Here is a 3,288-nt window from a genome sequence, read left to right on the forward strand (position 1 = left end):
CCGAAAGCGTGGACTTCCTCATCACTGCAAAGTGAGGCTTGAATCGCTGACCCACGCGGTCCGCGACTCAACCCTCTATCACAAGAGCCGGCGAGCCGCGCGCTCGTGCGCGGCTCCCACGCCGGCGCGCTTCCGCCGCCACCGCGGCCTAACTCATGCCCTACTGATCCGAACGCCTGGCAGCGACAACGCATCGCTTTGTTTGTACGTCTCACGCGAGCGCCTAGCGCGCACGCGCCGGTGTGTGTCCGCCTTCCACTGTGCCGGAGCCTTCCGGCAGGAGCCCCTCACCCATGTCTCACACGGATTCTTCACCGTTACTTCCTTGCGCGCGCGTCTATCGCGTGCTGCGCGCCGACCGTGCGTCCGCCGGCTGTCCTGCCGCCGGTTCTTTGGTCCACCTGAGCGCCAACCACTACGGCAGCGCCGAGGACGACACGCATCGTTCCGGGATTGAGCACGTCGCGTGCTCTATCCATCCCTCGGGCCTGCCATTCTTTACGATTCCAAAAGCCGACCTCGAAATAGCCCCTGAGACGGCACCGACGGAAGCGAACCGACCCGCCGCCGTGAGGTACTGCGTGGTGCAGTACTTTGTGGATGGCAACTTCGAGTACGTGCGTCGTGGTGTCGATGCACAGGCCGCCTCCGAAGCCGCCGCCCACTACGCCACCAGCGTCGGCGCGCAGATCGGTACCACTCAGCGAGTCATTGTCACCGACAGCGCTGACTGCTTGTGCTGGGATTGGCGCTACGGCCGAGGGGTTGTCTATCCGCCGCTCAGCGCCTCCGCGCGGCACGGCGAATAGCGATACCGTCAGGTTACAAACAAAGTTGTGGCGCACCGTTGAGCTCCGGCTCGACGGTGCGCGCGTCTCAAGTCGAAGTACACTCTCTGCGTCATTCCGTCGCCGTGCCGGGCCATCCATCTTTTCCCAGCCCCTCCGTCATGGCATGCTCTGATCATCGGCTCACCGGCCGGTGGACACAGCCCCTGGCTTGTCCTTCGAGGTCTCATGACTATGTGCCCTAGAAGCGTTCAGTTTTCTACGGACTCTGACGGCAACTTCGCAACCGCGGAGTTGATTGATCGCCAGATCGCGCCCGAGGAGGTCCAAGCTGCCATCGACCGATTGCCGCCCAGCCACCGCGATCTCTTGAGGCTGCATCTCATCGATGGACTGAGTGTGCGTGAGATTGCGCAGCGTCGGGAACGTTCTCCATTCATGGCATTGCGAACAATCGCGCGCAGCTATGGCTTCATCCATCATGAGCTCATGAAGCATCGGCAGTCCGTTTCAGACGCCACGGTGAGATCGGTATTATGGACCTGCTGCATCCCGCGGTTCCCATCTTGATGCTCCTGGCGGGCGCTGGCGCGTTGACGCTGGCCAAGTACCACGTCACGCCGCTCACCTGGCGCCTCTCCTCACCTTTCGTTCGATACGGACTGCTTCAGGTGGCCGGCCTGCTGGCGATGGGCTATTGGATCCTCCGATTGGCGCTCCCCGCCCCGCTCAGCGCAGGACAGGCCCGGATGATCGGCACCACGGCAATTTTGTTTCTTGGCCTGGGGGCGGGATTCTTGGCGGTCGGACTCCGGCTGATGTTCCGACGCAGTGGCGAGTAGTCGCCCACTCAGCCGCTCTTTCGAACCCACTTCGTTCAGCCTCTCGGCCATCACCCAGCGACCTGACGTTCACGCCGCTGCATCCGCGTGAGTCCTTCCCTTGGGTCGATTGCCACAGGCGCGTCCATGCTCAATGCTGGCCGATGGTGTCTCGGATCATCCTGCGACAGCGGGTGGTACTCGATTCTGGATGACGAACGTGCGATGTCGACAAGTTCTTGCCGAGCTCGCGCCTAGAAGCGCTCCCGCGATTATCGGCTTGGCAATAAGAATCCATTTCGCCAATGTGCAGGGATTTCGGATAACACCCTACGCAGCAGTGAGTCGTTCGTTCATCCTCCGGCCCTACACGCCAGCGAGCCTAGAAAGCGGCGATGAGTTCTGGGTCCAACGTGCGAGCTGAGCCACACACGAACGATCTGCCGCTCGCATCAATTTGCAGATCCCGATACCTGTCGGACGCTGAGTACTCCCCACGAAGCGTGGCCTCAGTCAGGAGTCGGTCCGTGAATGCATCCGTGACCCCATTGCACGATCACCTGGTTCGCCGGCTGGCAGAAGAGTTCTTCCGAAATATGGATGAGCTGTTGATGCCCGACGAGGTGACGGCGCTATTGCAACGGCATCAACACTGTCCCACCGAACCCTCCGACGCACCGGATCTCACGCCGGCGGCACTCGCACTCACCCAAGCCTTCAAGACGGTCATGAGAAGATTGCCCCGACTGAGCCAGGCCGCCGACGTTGCATTATTGAGTGCCAGTTGGAACCGTATCAGAGCGCTCAATCCGGTCGCACACACCGAGTCTTCCTTCTCGCAGGTCGCGTTGGACGTGAGCGTCCCTGAAGGCCGCGTGCGAACTCTGCATCCCAGCGCTTACATCTGGCACACCGGCGGCGGCTGTCTTGCCATGCGGTTGGATTGCGCGGACGCAGGCTACCTCCTGATGACGGATGCCGAGGATGCTTGCGTCCCCGAGCCGGACGCCACCGAAGTCATGCTGGGTCGGTATGCGGCGAACGGCGATCTCGTTGATGAGGCAGGCGTCATCGCCCTTTCGGATCTCAAGCGCGCCATCGACGCTGCGCTCCGCCGGGCCAGCACCCCAACGAACGTTGCTGACTATTTCGTCAAGACCCTGGGCGCCGGCGATCTCGGTCCGACACTGCACGAAATCGCGTTGGCGTCTCGCTGCGGTCAGGATTGCACCGGCGTCATTGATAGCGCGGCCGCGCTCATCGAACGCTGCCGTCGACTCCGTGGCGAGAAGCGACCCGTTCTGGAGGAGCACGCCATCGAACTAGCTCGCCGGCTGATTCGTCACATCTGCCGCAGCTACAGCAAGTGATGAACCCGGTTTGAAACTCAGCAGCGGCTCTCGACGGTGCGTCAACACCGCCGAGCGCCTAACCCTCATCCGCCTGACTAGGAGGCCGACAATGGCTGCACATGATTCTACGACTGAGGAGCCGAAGGACAGAAATCCAGACGCGCCAACTTCGCTTGAGGACCTCATCGAGGAGGAGCGGACACGGCTCCTGAGTGCCGGCACGGTCCTCGGCTGCACGGCGGTGGCGATTGAAAACGACCGAAGCGCCGAGTGCCACGCCTTCTACTATGCCGGTGCGATCGAGCTGGCGCGGAAGATGATCCTCGA

The 3,288-nt window shown here is 62.1% G+C and carries 5 protein-coding genes; all 5 read left to right on the forward strand.

From position 1 onward, the window contains the following. Nucleotides 1–293 precede the first annotated feature (293 nt). Nucleotides 294–809 (forward strand): hypothetical protein, encoded by a 516-nt coding sequence (locus JNL55_RS16860; protein ID WP_293855961.1) that lies wholly within the window; start codon nt 294–296, stop codon nt 807–809. Between the two features lie 213 nt (nt 810–1,022). Further along, nucleotides 1,023–1,358, forward strand: a complete 336-nt coding sequence (locus JNL55_RS37460; RefSeq protein WP_415923093.1) for an RNA polymerase sigma factor — start codon at nt 1,023–1,025, stop codon at nt 1,356–1,358. Next, nucleotides 1,325–1,630 carry a hypothetical protein gene (locus JNL55_RS16870; RefSeq protein WP_293855966.1) on the forward strand — a complete coding sequence of 102 codons (306 nt, stop codon included), beginning with the start codon at nt 1,325–1,327 and terminating at the stop codon, nt 1,628–1,630. Before JNL55_RS37460 ends, JNL55_RS16870 begins: the two co-directional genes overlap by 34 nt. A gap of 506 nt (nt 1,631–2,136) precedes the next feature. Then, nucleotides 2,137–2,979: a hypothetical protein gene (locus JNL55_RS16875; RefSeq protein WP_293855969.1), complete on the forward strand. Its 843-nt coding sequence runs from the start codon at nt 2,137–2,139 to the stop codon at nt 2,977–2,979. Nucleotides 2,980–3,070: 91 nt separating this feature from the next. Further along, a partial coding sequence (locus tag JNL55_RS16880; protein WP_293855972.1) for a hypothetical protein occupies nt 3,071–3,288 on the forward strand: 218 nt, incomplete at its 3' end.

The organism is Steroidobacter sp. (assembly GCF_016790065.1).
Classification (GTDB): Bacteria; Pseudomonadota; Gammaproteobacteria; order Steroidobacterales; family Steroidobacteraceae; genus Steroidobacter.

What these genes read in the sequence shown, in the direction of transcription:
- JNL55_RS16870 (WP_293855966.1), top strand. Translation starts at nt 1,325, where the DNA reads ATGGACCTGCTGCATCCCGCGGTTCCCATCTTGATGCTCCTGGCGGGC.
- JNL55_RS37460 (WP_415923093.1), top strand. Translation starts at nt 1,023, where the DNA reads ATGTGCCCTAGAAGCGTTCAGTTTTCTACGGACTCTGACGGCAACTTC.
- JNL55_RS16860 (WP_293855961.1), top strand. Translation starts at nt 294, where the DNA reads ATGTCTCACACGGATTCTTCACCGTTACTTCCTTGCGCGCGCGTCTAT.